We start from the raw sequence: 20,271 nt of genomic DNA, 5'->3' as shown, positions 1-20,271 counted from the left end.
ATAATAAAGAAGGGGATGTCCCCTTCTTTATTATAGCACGCTCGCATGACCACGATAAATAGCACCGAAGCTCGCATCTACCGTAATGTCTTGTCCATCTTTTAAAATAGCTGTTGCGTTGTTTACACCGACAATTACCGGGATTCCTAAGCTTAAGCCAACAACAGCCGCATGGCTTGTTAAGCCACCTTCTTCGGTGATGATGGCCACAGCTTTTTCTAATGCTTTCATCATGTCCGCATCTGTCGCTGGGGCGACTAAAATGCCACCTTCCATCATTTTTTCAAGCGCTTCTTCAGCCGTTTTAGCTACAACGACTTTTCCGAATGCGGATTTACGACCAATGCCTTGGCCTTTCGCAATCATATCGCCAATCATATGCACTTTCATTAAGTTAGTCGAGCCTGTTTCTCCAACCGGAACACCTGCTGTAATGACAACAAGATCACCATGTTTCACGATACCTGTATCGATAGCCGCCTCAACAGCAATATCAAGCATCTCATCTGTTGACGTCGCATGTTGGGCAACGCGCGGATGAACACCCCAAACGAGTGCTAATTTACGAGAGACAGCTTCATTTGATGTAACAGCGATAATTGGCGCTTTTGGACGGTATTTCGAAATCATACGTGCTGTATGACCGCTTACTGTCGGTGTCACAATTGCTGCAACATCTAAGTTTAACGCCGTGTGAGCAACCGATTGTCCAATTGCATCTGTAATTGTTGTTCCGCTTTGTTTGCTCCGTTTTGATAATAAATCGCGATATTGTAACGCTTGCTCTGTGCGCAAAGCAATGCGGTGCATCGTTTGTACCGCCTCAACTGGGTAAGCACCGGCTGCTGTTTCTCCGGAAAGCATAATTGCATCTGTACCATCAAAAATGGCGTTCGCTACATCGCTTGCCTCTGCACGAGTTGGTCGCGGATTGCGTTGCATTGAATCAAGCATTTGTGTCGCTGTGATGACCGGTTTTCCGAGCGCATTACATTTTTTAATTAACTCTTTTTGCACAAGTGGTACTTCTTCCGCTGGAATTTCGACACCTAAATCCCCGCGAGCAACCATTAAACCGTCTGCCACTTCTAAAATCTCATCAATATTGTCTACGCCTTCTTGATTTTCAATTTTTGGGATAATTTGAATGTGTAATGCGTTATGTTCTTCGAGTAATTCGCGAATTTCAAGCACATCGGAAGCACGTCGAACAAACGATGCAGCAATGAAATCGATGCCTTGTTCAATACCGAAACGAATGTCATCTGCATCTTTTTCCGTAATGCCTGGCAATTTGACTTTCACGCCTGGAACGTTGACACCTTTTTTATTTTTTAATACGCCGCCGTTCAACACTTTTGTTTTGATTTCTTTCGCTTCTTTGTCAACAGCTAATACTTCTAAACCGATTAACCCGTCATCTAATAAAATGGTTGAACCGACATGTACGTCATCAATGAGTCCTTCATAAGTAATCGAAAATTTTTCTGGTGTACCAAGTACTTCTTTCATCGAAATGGTGACTTCAGCACCTGCTTTTAACTCAATTGCACCATTTTCCATGTTGTGTGTGCGAATTTCTGGACCTTTTGTATCCAATAAAATGGCAACAGTTTTCCCAGTCATTTTTGATGCTTCACGAATGTTGCGAATGCGTGCAGCATGCTCTTCATGACTTCCGTGAGAAAAGTTAAGGCGTGCAACGTTCATTCCCGCTTCGATAAGTTGCACAAGTTTTTCTACGCTTTCACTCGCAGGACCGATCGTACAAACAATTTTCGTTTTGCGCATAAATACCCTCCTACACTTTGCATATGGAAACGATACCACAAATATCCATTAAATTGAAAGCTCTTTTGATAGTTGGTACATTTTCTGATCGACTGTATGTTTTTGGGCTAACGCTTCAATAATATCATGATCAACTAGTTGGTTATTTTGAATACCAACGCAACGTCCGCCCTTTCCTTCGAGTAACAACTCTACTGCGCGCGCACCTAGACGGCTTGCAAGAACACGGTCAAAAGCAGTTGGGGAACCACCACGTTGGACGTGACCTAACACTGTCACACGCGTTTCGAACCCTGTTGCTTCTTCGATGCGCTTACCGAATTCTACACCGCTACCGACACCTTCTGCAACAACAATGATGCTATGTTTCTTACCACGTTCATGTCCGCGTTTGAGACGCGCAACTATTTCGTCCATATCATAATCGGCTTCTGGGATTAAAATGCTTTCTGCTCCACCTGCAAGACCTGCCCAAAGCGCAATATCACCTGCATGACGTCCCATGACTTCAATGACATATGTACGTTCATGAGATGTCGCTGTATCGCGAATTTTGTCAATCGCGTCAATGACCGTATTTAACGCGGTATCAAAACCGATTGTAAAATCTGTTCCTGGAATGTCATTATCGATTGTTCCTGGTACACCAACACACGGATAACCGTGTTCTGTTAACTTTTTCGCACCTTGATATGAGCCGTCGCCACCGATGACAACAAGCCCTTCAATCCCATGTTTTTTCAACTGCTCAATTCCTTTTAACTGTCCTTCCAACGTTTTGAATTCTGGGCAACGGGCAGTATATAACATCGTTCCGCCACGATGAATAATATCGCCAACATCCCCGATTTCAAGCTTTTTAATTTGACCGGCAATTAATCCTGCATATCCATGGTAAATGCCGTACACTTCTAATCCGTGATAAATCGCCTTCCGGACGACTGCACGAATGGCAGCATTCATTCCCGGCGAATCGCCACCGCTTGTAAGCACACCAATTCTTTTCATCGCTCTTCACCTCTTTAAAAAAATAAAATAAGAAGTATGACCTCTTACTTTAAGATAACATGAAGGTATATGGAACACAATACATAATGAAATGTTTCACAAAACGTTGATTTTTTTTCACTACAAAAAGTTTGCCCAAAGTCGTCTATTTCATGTAAAGAAAAAGGCCATCTAACATGGATGACCTTTTTACATAACCGAAACATGTTGTTCGGATTCAATAAAATCGCCAATCTTCTTATATTTTTCATATCGTTGCGCAATCAACTGTTCAGCACGTAATGGAAGCAATTCACGCAAGGAACGTTTAAGCACATCATCAATATATTTCGCTTGTTCGTCCACATTTCGATGGGCACCACCGCGCACTTCTGGAATCATTTCATCGATGACACCAAGCTGTTTTAAATCTTTTGCTGTAATTTTCATCGTTTCTGCAGCTTTTTTAGCAAGTGATGCATCTTTCCATAAAATTGCTGCTGCCCCTTCTGGTGAAATAACGGAATACGTTGAATTTTCAAGCATGTGAACGTAGTTTCCGACACCGAGTGCAAGCGCACCACCGCTTCCTCCTTCGCCAATGACAATACATACAACCGGAACCGTCAATCCCGCCATTTCAAATAAGTTTCGCGCGATGGCTTCACTTTGTCCTCTTTCTTCTGCCGCTTTTCCAGGGTATGCACCTTTCGTATCAATAAAACAAATAATCGGACGCCCAAACTTTTCAGCTTGTTTCATTAAGCGAAGCGCTTTTCGATATCCTTCTGGATGTGGCATACCAAAATTGCGACGAATATTTTCTTTCGTATCTTTCCCACGTTGGTGGCCAATGACAGTCACAGGCAGCCCATGATATTTTGCAATTCCTCCTACGATCGCTTCATCATCACCAAAACAACGATCACCGTGACATTCGAAAAAGTTTGTAAACAACCGTTCAATATAATCAAGCGTTGTCGGGCGATTCGGATGGCGCGCAATTTGCACACGATCCCATGGGCTTAAATGAGCATAAATATCATTTTCAAGTTTTTCAAGTCGGGCTTCTAATTTATTAATTTCATCAGAAAAATCAACGTCCCGATGCTTTGTAAATTCTTTTAATTCACTAATTTTTTTTCGTAATTCTACAAGTGGTTTTTCAAATTCTAATTCGTACGCCATTCGTCTCCACCTCGCGATTGGTGAATGTCTAATACATTCGTTAATACGTCTTTTAGATCATGACGCGAAATTACAGCATCTAGTTGTCCATGTTTCAATAAAAATTCGGCTGTTTGAAAATCTTCTGGCAACTCTTCACGAACGGTTTGTTCAATGACACGTCGTCCTGCAAAACCGATAAGCGCCCCTGGCTCAGCGAAATTGTAATCTCCAAGCGAGGCGAAACTTGCTGATACACCACCTGTCGTCGGATGAGTCATCACTGAAATAATAAGCCCACCTTGTTCGCTAAATAGTTTTAACGCTGCGCTCGTTTTCGCCATTTGCATTAAGCTTAATACACCTTCTTGCATGCGCGCTCCACCTGAAGCGGTAAAAATAATAAAAGGCACTGATTTTTCCATCGCTCGTTCGATGGCACGTGCGATTTTTTCTCCAACGACCGATCCCATACTTCCCATGCGAAAACGAGAATCCATTACGGCAATGACGACAGGAAAACCGTTAATCGTTCCTTCTCCTGTGACGACCGCTTCATTTAGTTTTGTTTTCTCACGATCTTCCTCCACTTTTTCGATATATTGAGGAAAATCGAGCGGATTTTTAGAAAGAAGGTGACGGTCGTATTCTTGAAACGTTCCTTCATCTAACAAACACGCAATGCGTTCGGGAGCAGACATCGGATGATGATAGCCGCATGATATACAAACGCGTAAGTTTTTCACTAGTTCTTTTGTATACATGATTTTTTTACATTTCGGACATTTCGTCATAATGCCTTCTGGTACATCTTGCTTCGCTTGTTCAGAAGGAATCGTGGCATACTTTTTCTTTTTAGAGAACAAATCTTTCAGCACATATTTCCCTCCCTTACTTAGTCCACTTCTACTTTACCGAATGGAGACAACTTTGTTTGTCATATTGTGTCAGTTTTCTTTCGACATTTTTTGCATCACGTATTGTTCATAAATCGCTGTCGCTTCTTCACACGACCGTTTTTGTAGCGCCGTCCTCATTTGTTCATAAAACTCGGAAGGGAGAGTCAACGTATATACGTGTTCAAAAAAGTCGTTTAATACAAGCCAAATGCGCAACAATAAATAGTTATCGGTTGCTTCCACAACTCGTTGAAAAAATAAATCATACGTATGCTCAGCACGGGCTATATGCTCGAGCTTCTGATCAGTTAGTCGTTCGCAAGCAAGCTGTAGACATATTCGTTCAATAAGCAGTTTTGTTTCGATTAAATCTCGTTTTTCCCGATTTCCTTGCAAAATAAACGAACCGAGTAGTTGAATGAGCTGATGGTCACCAAACGGTTTCATAAATGTTCCTTCTCCGCGACGCGTTTCAATTAATCCAAGCAACTCTAACGCTCGCAACGCTTCACGAACGGAAGAGCGACCGACTCGTAATCGGTCCGCTAACTCTCGTTCAGAAGGCAATCGATCCCCTGGTTGAAGCCCTGCTTCTTCAATCATGCGATGAATTTGCCAAAACGTTTCAATGTACACTTTAGAAGTAGTCATCGATGTCCTCACCTGCAATCAAAGCTAATTGTCGTGTTCGCTTTTCTACATCTTTTGGATCAACAATCACTTGGGCCACTCCTGTTTCGATTGCTGCTTTTGCCACAGCAGCAGCAACTGCTGGAGCGACGCGCGGATCGAACGGAGCAGGAATCACATAATCCGCACGCAACTCATCTTCTGCAATTAAATGTGCTATCGCTTCAACTGCCGCTATTTTCATTTGTTCGTTAATTTGTTTTGCACGCACATCAAGCGCTCCTCTGAAAATACCTGGAAATGCTAACACGTTATTCACCTGATTCGGATAATCAGAACGTCCTGTGCCAACAACTGTTGCCCCTGCTTGTAACGCTTCTTCCGGCATAATTTCCGGCGTTGGATTTGCCATCGCAAAAATAATTGCATCTCGATTCATCGTTTCAACCATGCTAGCTGTCAATGCTCCTGCAACAGACACACCAATAAATACATCCGCACCAACGATCACTTCTTCTAACGTGCCAGCTTTTTTCTCATGGTTTGTCCATTGTGCAACTTCATGTTTCATCTCATTCATTCCGTACGGGCGTCCCTCATAAATTGCCCCTTTGGAATCGCACATGATTATATGTTTTACACCATAACAACGAAGCAACTTCATGATCGCTATTCCTGCTGCACCTGCTCCATTAATCACAACTTGAATATGTTCTATTTTCTTATTCACTAATTTCAATGCATTCACTAAACCGGCAACAGTCACGATCGCTGTTCCATGTTGGTCGTCATGAAAGACCGGGATGTTTAGTTCTTTCTTTAAGCGTTCTTCAATGATAAAACAATGCGGAGCTGCAATGTCTTCTAAGTTAACGCCACCGAATGTCGGCTCAAGTAGCTTCACTGTTTGAATAATTTGTTCTGCGTCCGATGTATTTAAGCAAATCGGAAACGCATCAACTCCCGCAAAACTTTTAAAAAGCACGGCCTTTCCTTCCATGACTGGTAGCGCTGCTTCGGCTCCAATATTTCCAAGTCCTAATACTGCGCTTCCATTCGATACAACAGCTACTGTATTCGCTTTTAATGTATAATCGTATATTTTGTTCGGTTCATGATGGATAACTTTGCACGGTTCTGCTACACCAGGAGAATAAGCCAAGCTTAAATCGTAAGCATTTTTTAACGGTACTTTCGCTTTTATTTCTAGTTTTCCTTGATAACGCTCATGCATATGAAGCGCTTTTTCAAATAACGACACTAACAATCCCCCCACGAAGTGGCCGTTACTGGTCTGACCACTTAACTTCTATAAAAATATAATAAAAATGAAAAATAGTAAAGCATTTTTATTTCACAACAACATTCCCATCCCCAAGCAATGTTGTCAATTTACGGATAATATCATCGTTTGGAGATATTGCGTACTCATGAGAAAGCTGCACTTTTTTTCGTTCTTTTTCATAATACAAAATAACAGGTGCATATCCTCGATGAGCGGTTAATATATGTTTTAACCGTTTTAATACAGCTGGTGATGCATGTTGTTCATCAATTTTGACATACACACATACCGGCTTTCTTACTTGTTGTACGATAAGATGCCAACCGCTCGGTCGCTGCTCTATTTTTCCTTCCATATAAAGCACGCTTCCTTGTTGCAATAAAGCATGAAACCGCCTATAGCTCGTTGGAAATACAATTGCATGCCACTCATCACTATCATCACAAATTGTAGCAAACACCATTTCTTCCCCTTTTTTTGTCCGCTTTTTCGTCACCTCCTCAACATATACAATCACCTTTCCTTCCTTCGCCCTTTCTATAATCCATTCATACATACGTTTTGCTCCCCACATCGAGTAAAAGTGTGAAAATGATTCAACAGGATGAGGGGACACGTATACATTAAGCCATTGTTTCTCATATTTCAGTTGATCGATGAGCGATAGCGGTTCAGCGTGGACGTATTTTGGCCGTATATTCAGAGGAAGATTCATCAACTCTGCATGCTCAATCGCAACATCAATACTTGCATAAAGAGTGGCACGCTCGATATGAAATTCATCAAAGCAGCCAGAAAAAATAAGTGCTTCAATTATCTTTTTTTGCGAAGGCTCAATACGTAGTCGCAAAACGAAATCAAAAAAATCGGCAAATGGGCGTTTTTGACGCTCCTTGATTATTTGCTTGACAAAGGCGGCGCTTACTTGCTTAATCGCTAACAATCCAAAACGAATGCCGTTGTCATGAACGGTAAAGTGCCCTTCGCTTTGCGTAATGGAAGGGGGAAGTAAACGTATTTTTTTGTTCCGAAGCTCGTATACACATTGCATCATTTTTTCTTTTTGGCCACTTACGTTTGTTAATAATGTCGCATAAAAATCAAGCGGATAATGTGCTTTAATATACGCCAACATATATGCGATGTAGCTATATGCTACGGCATGGCTACGGTTAAACCCATATCCAGCAAAGCGAACGATGAGTTCGTACAATTCGTTTGCGAGATAGGCATCGTATCCATTTTGTATGCATCCCTCAACGAAGTGCTTTTTCTCTTTTTCCATTTGTCCAACGTCTTTTTTACTTATTGCTCGCCGTAATAAATCTGCCTCAGCTAACGAAAAGCCCGCCATTTGTTCAGCGATTTTCATAATTTGTTCTTGATACACGATGACGCCGTATGTCGACTGCAAAATTGATTGCAAATCATCATGCATGTAACGGATCGGTTCGTGGCCATGTTTACGAGAAATATATGTTGAAATTTGCTCCATCGGCCCTGGACGAAATAAAGCGTTCACTGCAACAATATCTTCAAACGTTGTCGGTTGTAATTCGCGCAATACCCGCTTCATTCCTCCTGACTCAAGCTGAAACACACCAAATGTGTCCCCTTGACTTAAGAGCGCATACGTTTTTTGATCATCAATTGGCATGTTTTCAAAACTCAAGCGACGACCTGTACGCTGTTCAATGCTTTGAACCATTTGCTCAATCATTGTTAAATTTTTAAGAGCAAGCAAATCAAATTTTAGTAATCCTAGTCGTTCAAGCGCATCCATCGCATATTGCGTCACATATGTTGTCGTTTGCCCGCTTTGAAGAGGAACGACATCGGTTAATGGACGTGAACTAATAACAATGCCAGCAGCATGAACGGACGTATGCTTCGGCAATCCTTCAATTCGTTGTACAACGTAATGCCATGGCCGCGTATGATTGAAGCTTCCCGTTGCTAACGTTTGTTGAATTTCGTGTTCATCAACATCAAAAATGCGACCAACTTCACGAATAGCAGAACGCATCCCAAAAGTTCCGAACGTGATAATTTGTGCAACGTGATCAGCTCCGTATTTTTGCTCAATGTAACGAATCACTTCTTCACGACGATCATCCGCAAAATCGATATCAATATCTGGAAGAGATAAACGTGCTGGATTTAAAAAACGTTCAAACAATAACCCATATTGCAACGGGTCTATTTGGGTAATACCGAGTATGTAAGCAACAAGCGAACCTGCGGCTGATCCACGTCCCGGTCCGATGAATATGCCTCGCTCACGCGCAAAACGGACAAAATCGGCAACAATTAAAAAGTAATCACTAAAGTTCATTTGTTGAATGATTTGTAGCTCATATTGTAGTCGGTCAACATATGCTTGGGGACGCTCTGGAAAGCGTCTTGTCAACTCTGTAAAGCACCATGTTTGTAAATATTCATCCGCTGTCGTCTCTGAAGGAACGGGGTAACGCGGCATATGCCATTGTTCGTGTTCAAACGTCACATGGCATCGTTCTGCAATACAGATCGTTTCCTCCACCGCCTCATGACACATAGAAAATAAAGAGACCATTTCATCTGCGCTTTTTAAATCATATTCATTTGTTGCCAAACGTGGACGGCTTGTGTCATTCATTTTCTTTCCATGCTTCATCGCAAGCAAACACTCACATGCAAGCGCATCTTCTTTATAGATGTAACGTACATCGTTTGTTGCAACGAGCGGAATGTTCCATCGTTTACTATATTCAAGAAGTAGCGGCAATAACTTTGCTTGCTCTTGCAATCCGTGTTGTTGAACATTTATGTAAAAATCGCCTTGCTGGAATATTTCAGTGTACCTTTGAGCAAGCACTTCTGCTTCGGCGATTTCGCCATTTAACAAATGCTGTTCCATTCGCCCGTCCAACCCGCTTGTGATACCAATTAGTTCGCTCGTGTAACGAGATAAGTCACATAAAGAAATCCCTTTCCCATCATTCATTTGAATAATTGTAGCAATATGGACAAGTTGACGATACCCATCGTTATTTTTTGCCAACAACACAATCTGATCTGTATGACCATATTCATGAATGACTGTTGCTATCATACCAATGATCGGCTTCATTCCATGTGCTTGACACATCTCATAAAACGGAATAGTGCCGTACAACACATTTTCATCCGTTAATGCGATCGCTGGAAATTGAAGCTCGCGTGCACGTGTGACAAGCTCTTCAATTTTGACCGTGCTACTTAATAAACTATAACCACTTCGCACTTGTAGATGGATAAACGACAATGTGTCTCCCACCTTTTCTATTTTTTTCTATTATAGGCTCTGTAAAAGCTGAAAAGCAAAACATACCTTGTTCGTTTGTCCCATATACATAGTATACAGAAGGAGTGAGAGGGATGGAGATGAAAACAGCATTTTTACCTGCTTTTATTCAAAGCTATTTCATTGCTTTAGGCGTGTTAGTTGGAGGGGCTCTCATCGGGGGATTCGGGGCTTTTTTGTCTGGCGAACCGCCCCTGACAATGATGTATCGCTTTGCGAGCAGTTTGAAAATTTGGGCGTTAATTGCAGCCATTGGTGGTACGTTTGATACGTTTTATAGCGTCGAACGCGGATTTTTCCAAGGAGAAACACGAGATGTCATTAAACAATTTTTACTCATTTTATCGGCAACTGGTGGCGCACAAACAGGCATGACATTCATTCGCTGGTTTACGCAGGAGCATGGCGCATGAGGGTTCCACCATATTCACGCGATCCAGGATGGCAACGCTTTTTCGCTGGGGCGGCAATTGGAACAATGATCAGTTGGATCGTTTTCACACACATTTTTGGCATTTTACAAGAAAAACAAGTACGTCAACTCAAAACCCAACAAGAAATCATTGCTCAATTAAAACATGATTTAAACATTTGGCAACAAGATTACATTCAGCTAAACAAAGAAAATAAAAAACGACTGACGATTCAATCAATTGATGTGAAAATCATTAACGCTCAATCGTATGGCATCGATACGTACACAACCTTCCGCATTGAAGAAGATATAAAAAGGGATATTCAACATATAACGGCCAAAGATATCGAAACAGTATATAAAAGTAAAGAGCTATTAAAAAAAGCAATTGAAAATAAGACGTACATTATCGACAATCGAACGTACCATCTCGATATCGAAACCATTTTATTTTTCACTCATATATCTATTGAACTAAAATTAAAGCAACAGTAGAAAGCTTCCTACTGTTGCTTGCACACTTCGTTTAAATCTGCTAATACGTGTTCAACTTCCTCCCACGAATAAATAGATGCGCCTGCGGCTAACGGATGGCCACCGCCATCATATTTTTTCGCCACTTCATTGACGATCGGTCCTCTGGAACGAAGACGGACACGAATTTGATCATCTTCTTCTACAAAAAATACCCATGCTTTTATTCCTTCAATATTTCCAAGCACACTCACGAGTTGCGAAGCTTCTGACGGCGTTGCATCATATTGTTTTAACAGCTCTTTTGTTAATATAATATGAGCCACTCCATGTTCAGATAGCTCGAAATTTTGCAACACATATCCGCTTAAATGTGCAATCGATAATTTCGTTCGATACAGTTGATCATATAAATCGACAAACGAAAACTCGTATTCAACTAACTCGCTTGCATATTTAAATGTTTTCGGATTTGTACTTGGGAAAAGAAAACGGCCTGTATCACCAACAATGCCCGCATAAATAAGCCGAGCAGCTTCTTTCGTTAAAACAAGACCATGTTCCTTTCCAATTAAGTATAACTCATAAATCATTTCGCTAACGGAACTTGCATTTGTATCTACCCACAAGATATCACCGTATGGATCTTCATTTGGATGATGGTCGATTTTAATAATTTTTTTCCCTAGCTTATAACGTTGATCACAAACGCGCTCTTCATTTGCCGTATCGCAAACGATCACAAGTGCATCGTTATACATTTCATCCGAAATAACATCCATTTTACGTAAAAATTCAAGCGATGGTTCGTCTTTTCCAACTGTATATACTCGTTTTTCTGGAAACGAAGCTTGAATGATCTCGGCTAACCCTCCTTGTGAACCGTACGCATCGGGATCTGGCCGAACGTGCCGATGAATAATAATCGTATCAAATTGTCGAATATGATCAATAATTTCCAAAACTTTTTGTTCCATGGCGCTTCTCCCTTTTTTTCTCCATTAAAACATATTTTATTATGATTCGAAAAGATGTAAAATAATCACGCAACAATTTTTCTTTTGGAGGACTGAATATGCCAATATTTGTTATACTCATCATTTTTTCTCTTTCGTTTTATTTGTATTACAAAATAAAATATTTCCGCAGTAAAAAACCGATGGAGCGAAAATGGATTAGTTCAAAATCAAGCATTGCGCTTGGCTCGTTTGTATTTTTCTTTGCGATCAACCAATTTTTCATTCATCGGTCAACGGTATCTCTCATCGTTGGTATTGTGTTTCTTCTTGTCGGTGCAGGAAGCATATGGGCAGGTTACCGTGCCCATCGCTATTATTTTCCGCTTGCAGTAAAAGAAGCGGAAGAAACGAAATAGGCTGCCGTACGCAGCCTATTGTCGTTCAAGCAATTGACACATCATTAACGCCTTTCCGACTAGCGTCCCTTCATTAAACACTTCAACGTCAACCTTCCCAAATTTACGTCCAATTTCTAGCAATTTCGGTTTAATATCGATGACGCTATCAATTTGTACGGGTTTAATAAAGTAAATGGTAATGTTCTCTACAACGAGATCGCCTCGTTTATGTAACCGAAGCGCACGCGTAGCCGCCTCGGTTACAATCGTCGTAAATACACCGTATGATAATGTTCCTAAATGATTTGTCATTTGCGGAGTAATGTTACAACGAAAAACACCATCAACTGTTTCCGTTAAAAACTGGGTGGTTACAATATCATCAATCGTCTCGCCAACTTGTGGTTGACGTTGGACCATTTGTAACGCTTTTAATACGTCTTGGCGACTAATAATTCCTTGAAGTCGATTGTATTCATCGACAACCGGCAACACTTCAATTCCTTCCCACACCATCATATGCGATGCGGAAGCGACTGACGTTTTTCCACTGACTGTAATCGGATGTTTCGTCATCACTTTTTCAATCAGCACGTTACGCTCATATCCCATAATATCTTTTGCCGTCACAATTCCTTGCACTTTTAATTGCTGATCAATGACTGGAAAACGGCTATGCTTCGTTTCGCGATTCAGTTCATACCACCGCTCGATTGGATCTGTCACATACAAATATGCTGTTTTTTCAAATGGCGTTAAAATATCTTCAACGAGCACGATTTCTTTTTTAATTAACTGGTCATAAATGGCGCGATTAATCATCGTCGCAACCGTAAACGTGTCGTAACTTGTCGAAATAATGGGCAGTTGCCGCTCATCCGCTAATTTTTTTACATGCTCTTCTGTATCAAAACCGCCTGTAATGAGCACGCCCGCCCCCGCTTCAAGCGCTAATTCGTGCGCTTTCGTTCGGTTCCCAACGATCAACAAATTACCTGCACCTGTATAACGCATCATCGCTTCAAGCTTCATCGCACCGATGACGAATTTATTTAACGTTTTATGTAGTCCTTCTTTTCCTCCGAGCACTTGCCCATCAACAATATTGACAACTTCAGCATACGTTAGCTTTTCAATATTTTCTTTCTTCTTTTGTTCAATGCGAATCGTTCCGACCCGTTCAATCGTGCTCACATATCCTTTTGTTTCAGCGTCCTTAATGGCACGATAAGCCGTTCCTTCGCTTACTCCCATTTCTTTTGCGATTTGGCGAACGGATATTTTTTCTCCGACCGGTAAGCTCTCAATATATTGCAAAATTTGTTCGTGCTTCGTAATCGTCAAGTTGCCCCACCCTTTTTCGACAGTTTCTTACTCTTATTATAAGGGTGTGCATGACTGCATTCAATGAACGTTTTCACAGTTCAACGCTTTCCCCAACATGCAGGACGCGGCCAACACCTTCAATCTTTGCGACGAACCATTGTGGATCCTGTTGAATGACAGGGAATGTATTGTAATGAATGGGAACAACCGTTTTCGCCTTTAGCCATTTCGCTGCAATCGCTGCATCCTCTGGTCCCATCGTAAAATTATCTCCGATTGGTAAAAAGGCAACGTCGATATCATTCATTTCTCCAATAAGTTTCATATCAGAAAATAACGCTGTATCTCCGGCATGATAAATCGTTTTTCCTTCTGCATAGAATAAAATGCCACTTGGCATTCCTGTATAAACAATCGTTTCGTTTTCTTCTACATAGCTAGAACCGTGAAACGCTTGCGTCAATTTTACTTTGCCGAACTCAAACGTAAATGATCCACCGATGTGCATCGGATGGGTACGAACACCTTTCCAGCTTAAATATGTAGCTAATTCATAAGGAGCAATAACAAGGGCATCATTTTGCTTTGCTAATGCAACTGTATCTCCGACATGATCATTATGACCATGTGTTAATAAAATAACATCGACATGAACGTCCTCTGTCTTTAAATCTGTTAGCGGATTCCCTGTAATAAAAGGATCAATGAAAATCGTTTTTCCATTCGTTTCAATTTTCACGGCTGAATGTCCGTGGTAAGTCAGCTTCATTTTTCATTCTCCTTTCCTCGTTTTTTACATGATCTTGTTTCTTCATTTTTGCGCTATTTCCTTCTTTTTTCGTTCATGATAAGCTGAAAAAGAAAGGATGTGAATATGATGGAACGAATAAGTAAACTCCAACAAAAACTGAAAGAAACAAACGCATCATGGGCGTTTATTACATCGACAGCAAACGTTTTTTATTTTAGCAACTTTTACAGCAACCCACATGAACGGTTATTAGCTATTGTCGTCCTTCCAAATGACGAACCGTTTCTCATTTGTCCAGAAATGGATGTGAATCAAGCAAAACAAGCAGGCTGGTCATATTCCATCGTCAGCTATGATGATGTGCATGATCCGTGGCATATGTTGCACAATGAGTTAAATAGACGAAATGTACAAACAGAACGAATCGGTATCGAAAAATCTCATATCACTGTAAGCCGTCTCGAGCAACTTCAATCGTTCTTTTCTCATGCATCATGTTTCGATTTGACCGACACGATCCATGAACTACGTATGACAAAAGATGAAAAAGAGCTCCACATGCTTCGTCAAGCAGCCGAATTAGCGGATTTCGGTGTCGATGTCGGTGTCCGTTCGCTGAAAGAAGGGAAAACAGAATTAGAAATCATCGCCACTATTGAATATGAATTAAAAAAACAAGGGGTACGTACGATGGCGTTTGATACGATGGTTCTTACCGGAACAAATAGCGCACATCCCCATGGTGTCCCAGGAATGAATCGTATTCAAGCAGGCGATTTCGTGTTATTTGACCTCGGTGTCGTACTTGATGGATATTGTTCCGATATTACGCGCACGGTTGTATTCGGGCAACCAACAGAAGAACAAAAACGCATATACAACACCGTCTTACAAGCGCAGCAAGCGGCGATCCATACGTGTCAAATTGGCGCACCGATTGGAAGCATTGACAAAACCGCTCGTTCGCTCATCGAACAAGAAGGATACGGAGCATATTTTCCGCATCGAATCGGTCATGGTCTCGGCATTGATGTTCATGAATATCCGTCGATGAACGCAACAAACACAATGCCTCTTCAAGCGGGAATGGTATTTACCATTGAACCTGGTATTTACGTCCCATCAGTCGGTGGCGTACGCATTGAAGACGACGTGTACATGACTGAAAAAGGACCGCTTCTTTTAACAACATATCCAAAAGAACTACAAATCATATAGGCTGTCACGATGGCAGCCTATTTTCGATACCGATGAATAACGTCTAGACCGCCGGTTACTTCAATGACTGTCCCTGTAATCATATCGGAGTGATCATCACATAAAAATTCAACGACGCGGGCAATATCTTCCCCTGTCCCTGAACGGCCAATCGGTGTCATATCGTCTTTTATCTGGCGAGCATATGCAATGGTCGCTTCTTTCATTTCTCCAATAATATTTCCCGGACAAACCATATTTGCTGTAATGCCATACTCCGCTTCTTCAAGCGCAATCGTTTTTGTAAGCGAAACGAGCCCCACTTTCGCTGCGCTAAATGCTGAACGATACATCCACCCTGGTGCGTGATCTGCTCCTTGAAAACCGTACGTCACAATGCGGCCGAAACGTTGGTTGCGCATGATCGGGACAACCCGTTTAAACAAATGAAACATGGCGCTTAAGTTCCCTTCAATCATTTCGTACCATTCGTCATCAGTATAATCCGCCAGTTTTTTTCGCTCGAATATGTAAGGACCTGCATTATGAATCAAGTAGTCAATTCGCCCGAATGTCGCCAACGCTTCATCCACGAGACGAATTAAATCTTCTTTGTTCGTCACATCCCCTTGTACAAAATGAAGGCGGTCATGACAATGACGATACATGTCTTTCAATGCTTCAACCGCTTGTACGTCGCTTCGATAATGGACGGTAACAGCATATCCTTTGTCTAAAAATCGTTCCGTCACTTTTTTTCCGAGCCCTTTCGACCCTGCTGTTACAATCGCATGTCGCATACTCATCCCTCCATCCATGCTTTGCTATGTTTATCGTACTACAAATAGGCGGAGGAAAACACTTGTTATGCTCGTTAGAAACAAAAGAGGCGTTATCGCCTCTTTTGCTCATCTTCCTGTTCAATGACCCCACTGATGTATGCATCCGTAATTTGCTCAGTCACTTCTGAAACGCCGTTTTCATCATAATACAGTTGTTCTCTTTGTTCCTTTTCACGCATTGTTTTTACCCCTTTCGTCATAAATTTTTCGACAATACGTAGTGTTTGTTTTACAAAAAATGATATACTTGAATAGGAAGGAAAATTTTTTATTGGGGGAGTGTTTATGTACAAGTATAAAAAAATTTTAGTAGCAGTCGATGGCTCAAAAGAAGCAGAATGGGCGTTTAAAAAAGCAATTGAAATTGCCAAACGCAACGACGCTTCACTCGTTCTTTCACACATTATTGACGTTCGTTCATTCGCAACCATTGAAGCATACGATCGAACGGTGGCAGAGCGGGCAGAAAAATTCGCAAAAGAATTGTTACAATCGTATGAAAAACAAGCTGTCGAGGCAGGAGTGAAAGAAGTCGTCACAGATATTGAGTACGGTTCCCCAAAAGTAAAAATTTCAAAAGAAGTCGCTCCAAAATATGAAGTCGATTTAATCGTTTGTGGCGCAACAGGAATGAGTGCAGTCGAACGCTTTTTCATTGGAAGCGTTTCCGAACATATTACACGATATGCAAAATGCGATGTACTTGTTGTACGCACACCTGAACAAACAGAGGCATAAAAGCGAACGCTTTTATGCCTCTATCATTTGCTTAGCTTTCTCAATTGCTATTTTTACTGCGGTAAATCCTGTCCCACCCGCACTCGTACGACGATTTACTGCTGTATATGGATCGAGAGCATTATAAATATCTTCTTCAAATAAAGGCGACGCTTGTTGATATACATCGAGCGGCAAATCTGCTAAAAAAACACCTCGTTCAATGCATGTAAGCACGAGTTTCCCGACGATTTCATGCGCCTCACGAAACGGCACACCTTTTTTCGCTAAATAATCTGCTAGTTCTGTTGCATTTGAAAAATCTTGTTTCGTTGCCTTTTCCATCACATCAGTGCGAATCGTCATCGTTTCAATCATGCCGGTGAAAATTTTTAAACTACCGATGACCGTTTGAACCGTGTCAAACATGCCTTCTTTATCTTCTTGCATATCTTTATTGTAAGCGAGCGGCAATCCTTTCATAACGGTCAGTAACGCCATTAAATGCCCATACACTCGTCCTGTTTTTCCGCGAATGAGCTCAGCCATATCGGGATTTTTCTTTTGTGGCATAATGCTGCTTCCTGTCGCAAACGTGTCGTCTATTTCGATAAACTGAAACTCTTGACTCGACCAAAGAATAAGCTCTTCACAAAAGCGAGATAAATGCATCATCAAAAGGGAACTATGGCTTAAAAATTCGATAATAAAGTCACGATCGCTCACCGCATCTAAGCTGTTTTCATATATGCTATCAAAACCGAGAAGTTTGGCTGTCAAATGACGATCGATCGGAAACGTCGTCCCTGCCAGCGCTCCCGCACCAAGCGGCGATTTGTTAATCCGCTTTAATGATTCTGTAAACCGCTCTCGATCCCGTTCAAACATCCATACATACGCCATCAAATGATGAGCAAATGAAATCGGCTGTGCTCGTTGTAAGTGCGTATAACCAGGAATAAGCGTTTCAATGTGTTGTTCTGCTTTTTCCACAAGCACACGTTGCAATTGACGAATGAGTTCGATGATCTCAGTGACCCGTTTTCGCAAATATAAATGCATATCCGTCGCGACTTGATCGTTTCGACTTCTTCCTGTATGAAGCTTTCCTCCAACAGAGCCGATTTCATCAATCAACATTTTTTCAATGTTTAAATGAATATCTTCATAAGCAACCGAAAAGGAGAGCTCGCCGTTTTTTGCTTTTTCTAATAACTTCGTTAACCCTTTTTTCATCGTTTCGACATCTTCTTTTGGCAAAATGTCACATTCACCAAGCATCGTCACATGAGCGATACTTCCTTCAATGTCTTCTTCGACGAGTTGTTGATCAAAATGGATCGATGCGCCAAAGTCATCGACCCATTGTGCTGCTGTTTTTGTAAACCGTCCCCCCCATAACTTTTTCACACGTTCACCTTCTTTTCTCCGTTGACGATACTATACACTTTTGTCGGCAAGCCGAATAAAGAAATAAATCCGACAGCTGCTTGATGATCGAATTCATCTTCTGCCGTATACGTCGCTAATTTTTCGTCGTATAGCGAAAACGGAGATTTCCGACCTTCTACAATCGCATGACCTTTAAACAATTTCACTCGTACAACGCCTGTCACATTTTTTTGTGTTTCTTTTAAAAACGCCACAAGCGCATCTTTTAATGGGGAAAACCAAAGACCGTTATAAATGACTTCTGCAATTTTTTGCTCAATAATCGGCTTGAAATGAGCGACTTCTTTAACAAGTGTTAAGTCTTCTAATTCTTTATGTGCTTTAATAAGCGTCATTGCTCCTGGACATTCGTATACTTCACGCGATTTAATCCCAACGAGTCGGTTTTCGACATGGTCGATGCGACCAACACCGTGTTTGCCAGCTAGTGCATTCAGTTCAAGAATAAACTCTGCAAGCGAATACGCTTTTCCATTAATTGTTTTCGGTATTCCTTGCTCAAAGCCGATTTCAATGATATCTGGCTCATTTGGTGTATGTTCAAGTGCAACTGTTAACTCGTATGCTTCTTCTGGCGGCGCTGCCCACGGGTCCTCTAAAATGCCGCACTCGTTACTTCTTCCCCATAAGTTTTGATCAATGGAAAATGGGCTATCTAAATCGATTGGAATCGGAATGTTATGTTGTTTCGCATATTCAATCTCTTCTTCGCGCGACCATTTCCATTCTCGAACAGGTGCAATCACTTTTAAATTCGGATTTAATGCTTGAATGGACACTTCAAAGCGCACTTGGTCATTTCCTTTTCCTGTGCAACCGTGCGCCACAGCAACCGCTCCTTCTAATTCAGCAATTTCAACAAGCTTTTTTGAAATTAATGGACGGGACAACGCAGAGATGAGCGGATATTTTCCTTCATACAGCGCATGTGCTTGCAAAGCAACAAGCGCATATTCATTCGCAAACTCTTCTTTCGCATCGATCATGTATGATTGTACAGCACCGACTTTTAACGCTTTTTCTTTCACAAACTCTAAATCTTTCCCCTCACCAACATCTAAACAACAAGCAACAACATCATATCCTTGTTCCTGCAGCCATTTAATAGCTACTGATGTATCTAAACCTCCTGAATAAGCGAGCACTACTTTTGGATTTGCCATGATCGTTCCTCCTCAAAGAATAAAAATACTCGTTTTTTAATATTTATTCATTTTACATATTAATAATGTAACAACTATTTTTCTTTTTTTCAATAACTATTTTGATTAAAATAAAAATTAATAACTGAAAAGGATGGGAGAATAAAATGAGTACACATTTTATATATGATGAACGGCTAGGCATTCGACTGCCTCATTTAGAGAAGGCGTGGGAGATGTATACAAAAGAAGAACAAGCGGCGATTTTATTAGAGTGGGAGACGATCCGTGGGAAAATCCCTGATCGAATAATCGAGCTAGAACAGCAAATTAATGAAAAGCAAAGGCAGCTTGGGGAAGAAAATGATTTTGCTCGTTCATGTACGCTCAACTCTGAAATCGCGTCCCTCGCTTCAATCATTAATGATTTATGGATTTGGTATCGGATGAACCAAACGGTGACTAATCGCATACATCAATGAAAATGTAAAAAAGGTGCCCATACGGACACCTT

General features: G+C 41.2%; 20 protein-coding genes. 6 read left to right on the top strand and 14 right to left on the bottom strand.

What is annotated here, in order from left to right:
* Nucleotides 1-30 precede the first annotated feature (30 nt).
* The 7 genes from pyk to dnaE all read right to left on the bottom strand — a co-directional run bounded on the left by pyk (nucleotide 31) and on the right by dnaE (nucleotide 10,045).
* On the bottom strand, nucleotides 31-1,791 hold the full coding sequence (gene pyk / locus HNQ82_RS09910) for a pyruvate kinase (protein WP_183249246.1): 1,761 nt from the start codon (nucleotides 1,789-1,791) through the stop codon (nucleotides 31-33).
* A gap of 48 nt (nucleotides 1,792-1,839) precedes the next feature.
* Nucleotides 1,840-2,799 carry a 6-phosphofructokinase gene (gene pfkA / locus HNQ82_RS09905; RefSeq protein ID WP_055440081.1) on the bottom strand — a complete coding sequence of 320 codons (960 nt, stop codon included), beginning with the start codon at nucleotides 2,797-2,799 and terminating at the stop codon, nucleotides 1,840-1,842.
* Between the two features lie 189 nt (nucleotides 2,800-2,988).
* On the bottom strand, nucleotides 2,989-3,966 hold the full coding sequence (accA, locus tag HNQ82_RS09900; protein WP_183249244.1) for an acetyl-CoA carboxylase carboxyl transferase subunit alpha: 978 nt from the start codon (nucleotides 3,964-3,966) through the stop codon (nucleotides 2,989-2,991).
* On the bottom strand, nucleotides 3,951-4,823 hold the full coding sequence (accD, locus tag HNQ82_RS09895) for an acetyl-CoA carboxylase, carboxyltransferase subunit beta (protein ID WP_183249241.1): 873 nt from the start codon (nucleotides 4,821-4,823) through the stop codon (nucleotides 3,951-3,953). Before accD ends, accA begins: the two co-directional genes overlap by 16 nt.
* 69 nt (nucleotides 4,824-4,892) lie before the next feature.
* Nucleotides 4,893-5,495 (bottom strand): FadR/GntR family transcriptional regulator, encoded by a 603-nt coding sequence (locus HNQ82_RS09890; RefSeq protein WP_183249239.1) that lies wholly within the window; start codon nucleotides 5,493-5,495, stop codon nucleotides 4,893-4,895.
* Complete coding sequence (gene ystJ / locus HNQ82_RS09885) at nucleotides 5,482-6,735, bottom strand: NADP-dependent malic enzyme (RefSeq protein WP_183249238.1); 1,254 nt, start codon at nucleotides 6,733-6,735, stop codon at nucleotides 5,482-5,484. Before ystJ ends, HNQ82_RS09890 begins: the two co-directional genes overlap by 14 nt.
* An 88-nt stretch (nucleotides 6,736-6,823) precedes the next feature.
* Entirely contained in the window at nucleotides 6,824-10,045 is a 3,222-nt protein-coding gene (gene dnaE / locus HNQ82_RS09880) for a DNA polymerase III subunit alpha (protein ID WP_183249236.1), read from the bottom strand.
* A gap of 113 nt (nucleotides 10,046-10,158) precedes the next feature.
* On the opposite strand from dnaE, the gene ytrH reads away from it, so the two are divergent.
* Together ytrH and ytrI are read left to right on the top strand one after the other, a co-directional pair.
* Nucleotides 10,159-10,497 carry a sporulation membrane protein YtrH gene (gene ytrH / locus HNQ82_RS09875; protein ID WP_021093776.1) on the top strand — a complete coding sequence of 113 codons (339 nt, stop codon included), beginning with the start codon at nucleotides 10,159-10,161 and terminating at the stop codon, nucleotides 10,495-10,497.
* Nucleotides 10,494-10,994: a sporulation membrane protein YtrI gene (ytrI, locus tag HNQ82_RS09870; RefSeq protein ID WP_055440087.1), complete on the top strand. Its 501-nt coding sequence runs from the start codon at nucleotides 10,494-10,496 to the stop codon at nucleotides 10,992-10,994. Before ytrH ends, ytrI begins: the two co-directional genes overlap by 4 nt.
* An 8-nt stretch (nucleotides 10,995-11,002) precedes the next feature.
* Here ytrI and HNQ82_RS09865 read toward each other — a convergent pair whose 3' ends face one another.
* Nucleotides 11,003-11,950, bottom strand: coding sequence for a DHH family phosphoesterase (locus HNQ82_RS09865; RefSeq protein WP_183249235.1), 948 nt, complete (start codon nucleotides 11,948-11,950; stop codon nucleotides 11,003-11,005).
* Nucleotides 11,951-12,048: 98 nt separating this feature from the next.
* On the opposite strand from HNQ82_RS09865, the gene HNQ82_RS09860 reads away from it, so the two are divergent.
* Nucleotides 12,049-12,348, top strand: a complete 300-nt coding sequence (locus HNQ82_RS09860; RefSeq protein WP_032100371.1) for a YtpI family protein — start codon at nucleotides 12,049-12,051, stop codon at nucleotides 12,346-12,348.
* Nucleotides 12,349-12,363: 15 nt separating this feature from the next.
* On the opposite strand, the gene HNQ82_RS09855 is transcribed toward HNQ82_RS09860, so the two are convergent.
* On the bottom strand, nucleotides 12,364-13,674 hold the full coding sequence (locus HNQ82_RS09855; protein WP_183249232.1) for a CBS domain-containing protein: 1,311 nt from the start codon (nucleotides 13,672-13,674) through the stop codon (nucleotides 12,364-12,366).
* Between the two features lie 73 nt (nucleotides 13,675-13,747).
* Nucleotides 13,748-14,425 (bottom strand): metal-dependent hydrolase, encoded by a 678-nt coding sequence (locus tag HNQ82_RS09850; protein ID WP_183249230.1) that lies wholly within the window; start codon nucleotides 14,423-14,425, stop codon nucleotides 13,748-13,750.
* 105 nt (nucleotides 14,426-14,530) lie between these two features.
* On the opposite strand from HNQ82_RS09850, the gene HNQ82_RS09845 reads away from it, so the two are divergent.
* Complete coding sequence (locus HNQ82_RS09845; RefSeq protein ID WP_183249228.1) at nucleotides 14,531-15,625, top strand: M24 family metallopeptidase; 1,095 nt, start codon at nucleotides 14,531-14,533, stop codon at nucleotides 15,623-15,625.
* A gap of 17 nt (nucleotides 15,626-15,642) precedes the next feature.
* On the opposite strand, the gene HNQ82_RS09840 is transcribed toward HNQ82_RS09845, so the two are convergent.
* Entirely contained in the window at nucleotides 15,643-16,404 is a 762-nt protein-coding gene (locus HNQ82_RS09840; RefSeq protein ID WP_183249227.1) for an SDR family oxidoreductase, read from the bottom strand.
* A gap of 92 nt (nucleotides 16,405-16,496) precedes the next feature.
* Nucleotides 16,497-16,625, bottom strand: coding sequence for a hypothetical protein (locus tag HNQ82_RS14690; RefSeq protein ID WP_281380816.1), 129 nt, complete (start codon nucleotides 16,623-16,625; stop codon nucleotides 16,497-16,499).
* A gap of 106 nt (nucleotides 16,626-16,731) precedes the next feature.
* Here HNQ82_RS14690 and HNQ82_RS09835 point away from each other — a divergent pair, with 106 nt between their 5' ends.
* Nucleotides 16,732-17,184 (top strand): universal stress protein, encoded by a 453-nt coding sequence (locus HNQ82_RS09835; protein ID WP_055440092.1) that lies wholly within the window; start codon nucleotides 16,732-16,734, stop codon nucleotides 17,182-17,184.
* Nucleotides 17,185-17,196: 12 nt separating this feature from the next.
* On the opposite strand, the gene argH is transcribed toward HNQ82_RS09835, so the two are convergent.
* Together argH and HNQ82_RS09825 are read right to left on the bottom strand one after the other, a co-directional pair.
* Nucleotides 17,197-18,573, bottom strand: a complete 1,377-nt coding sequence (argH, locus tag HNQ82_RS09830) for an argininosuccinate lyase (RefSeq protein ID WP_183249225.1) — start codon at nucleotides 18,571-18,573, stop codon at nucleotides 17,197-17,199.
* Nucleotides 18,570-19,778, bottom strand: a complete 1,209-nt coding sequence (locus tag HNQ82_RS09825; RefSeq protein ID WP_183249223.1) for an argininosuccinate synthase — start codon at nucleotides 19,776-19,778, stop codon at nucleotides 18,570-18,572. Before HNQ82_RS09825 ends, argH begins: the two co-directional genes overlap by 4 nt.
* 146 nt (nucleotides 19,779-19,924) lie before the next feature.
* On the opposite strand from HNQ82_RS09825, the gene HNQ82_RS09820 reads away from it, so the two are divergent.
* Nucleotides 19,925-20,239 carry a hypothetical protein gene (locus tag HNQ82_RS09820; protein ID WP_183249221.1) on the top strand — a complete coding sequence of 105 codons (315 nt, stop codon included), beginning with the start codon at nucleotides 19,925-19,927 and terminating at the stop codon, nucleotides 20,237-20,239.
* Nucleotides 20,240-20,271 lie beyond the last annotated feature (32 nt).

The sequence above is a fragment of the Anoxybacillus tengchongensis genome, assembly GCF_014201585.1.
Taxonomy (GTDB): domain Bacteria; phylum Bacillota; class Bacilli; order Bacillales; family Anoxybacillaceae; genus Anoxybacillus; species Anoxybacillus tengchongensis.
This window is presented reverse-complemented; position numbering and strand designations above follow the sequence as displayed.